Below are 2,018 nucleotides of genomic sequence, written 5' to 3'. Positions count from 1 at the left end.
CTTTTGTCTTTTTTTTGTGTTTTAAGAAATATCATGTAGGTAACAGTTCCGAGTCAATCAGAGATACTGCTCCAGAAAGGAGGTATTCCAGCCACACCTTCCGGTACGGCTACCTTGTTACGACTTAGCCCCAGTTACCGACTTTACCCTAGGACGCTCCTTGCGGTTACGCACTTCAGGCACTTCCAGCTTCCATGGCTTGACGGGCGGTGTGTACAAGGCCCGGGAACGTATTCACCGCGTCATTGCTGATACGCGATTACTAGCGAATCCAACTTCACGGGGTCGAGTTGCAGACCCCGATCCGAACTGTGAATGGCTTTAAGAGATTGGCATCCTGTTGCCAGGTAGCTGCCCTCTGTACCATCCATTGTAGCACGTGTGTAGCCCCGGACGTAAGGGCCATGATGACTTGACGTCGTCCCCTCCTTCCTCTCTATTTGCATAGGCAGTCTGTTTAGAGTCCCCACCTTAAATGCTGGCAACTAAACATAGGGGTTGCGCTCGTTGCGGGACTTAACCCAACACCTCACGGCACGAGCTGACGACAGCCATGCAGCACCTAGTTTCGTGTTCCGAAGAACTGTGACGTCTCTGTCACATTCACTAACTTTCAAGCCCGGGTAAGGTTCCTCGCGTATCATCGAATTAAACCACATGCTCCTCCGCTTGTGCGGGCCCCCGTCAATTCCTTTGAGTTTCACCCTTGCGGGCGTACTCCCCAGGTGGAACACTTAACGCTTTCGCTTAGACGCTGACCGTATATCGCCAACATCGAGTGTTCATCGTTTAGGGCGTGGACTACCAGGGTATCTAATCCTGTTTGATCCCCACGCTTTCGTGCCTCAGCGTCAATCATACTTTAGTAAGCTGCCTTCGCAATTGGTGTTCTGTGACATATCTATGCATTTCACCGCTACTTGTCACATTCCGCCTACCTCAAGTACATTCAAGCTCTTCAGTATCAAGGGCACTGCGATAGTTGAGCTACCGTCTTTCACCCCTGACTTAAAAAGCCGCCTACGCACCCTTTAAACCCAATAAATCCGGATAACGCTTGGATCCTCCGTATTACCGCGGCTGCTGGCACGGAGTTAGCCGATCCTTATTCTCAAGGTACATTCAACTCGATACACGTATCGAGGTTTATTCCCCTGCAAAAGCAGTTTACAACCCGTAGGGCCGTCTTCCTGCACGCGGCATGGCTGGTTCAGACTTCCGTCCATTGACCAATATTCCTTACTGCTGCCTCCCGTAGGAGTCTGGTCCGTGTCTCAGTACCAGTGTGGGGGGTCATCCTCTCAGATCCCCTAAACATCGTCGCCTTGGTATGCCGTTACCACACCAACTAGCTAATGTTGCGCATGCCCATCTTGATCCTATAAATATTTGATTATCCTGCGATGCCACAGCATAATGTTATGCGGTCTTAATCTCTCTTTCGAGAGGCTATCCCCCTGATCAAGGTAGGTTACATACGTGTTACGCACCCGTGCGCCACTCTCATTAGGAGCAAGCTCCCAAATCCCGTCCGACTTGCATGTATTAGGCCTGCCGCTAGCGTTCATCCTGAGCCAGGATCAAACTCTCCATTGTAAAATGTTTTGTTTAACCACTGACCCTATTATTAATTAATAGAATCTGTATTATTATATCTTTATACAGTCTCTCTTCTTTTTGTAACTCTTCAATCTTCCTCAGCCTTAGCTTTGGTTAATCTCCCGTTACGCTACATGATTTCCATTTCTTAAAAGAACTTTTCCGCTTCATCATCCGAATCAGCTATTATGTCGTCGCAATTCGCATTGCTTAACTTGTCAGTTTGTTTCCCCGAAAATCGCTTCCGGCTCTTTTGTTTTACTCATTAACCATCGTTAACTTTCTTCCTTCTCTTATTGACTGAACTCGCTCAGCCTCAACTTCTTTCGCTCTCTCAAGCACCCTTCCGTTTGGGTCTGCAAAGGTAGAAAACCTTTTCTTATTTCCAAAACTTTTTTATTTTTTATTTTTCAAAGTTT

At 47.6% G+C, this 2,018-nt stretch carries 1 rRNA gene; it reads right to left on the bottom strand.

Annotated features, from left to right (window positions below):
• Positions 1-75: 75 nt before the first annotated feature.
• Positions 76-1,596, bottom strand: a 16S ribosomal RNA gene (locus ABIC84_RS27460).
• Between the last annotated feature and the right edge of the window lie 422 nt (positions 1,597-2,018).

The sequence above is a fragment of the Mucilaginibacter sp. 3215 genome, assembly GCF_050433785.1.
Classification (GTDB): domain Bacteria; phylum Bacteroidota; class Bacteroidia; order Sphingobacteriales; family Sphingobacteriaceae; genus Mucilaginibacter.
The sequence above is the reverse complement of the archived record's forward strand: the minus strand, read 5'-3'. Positions and strand labels throughout refer to the sequence as shown.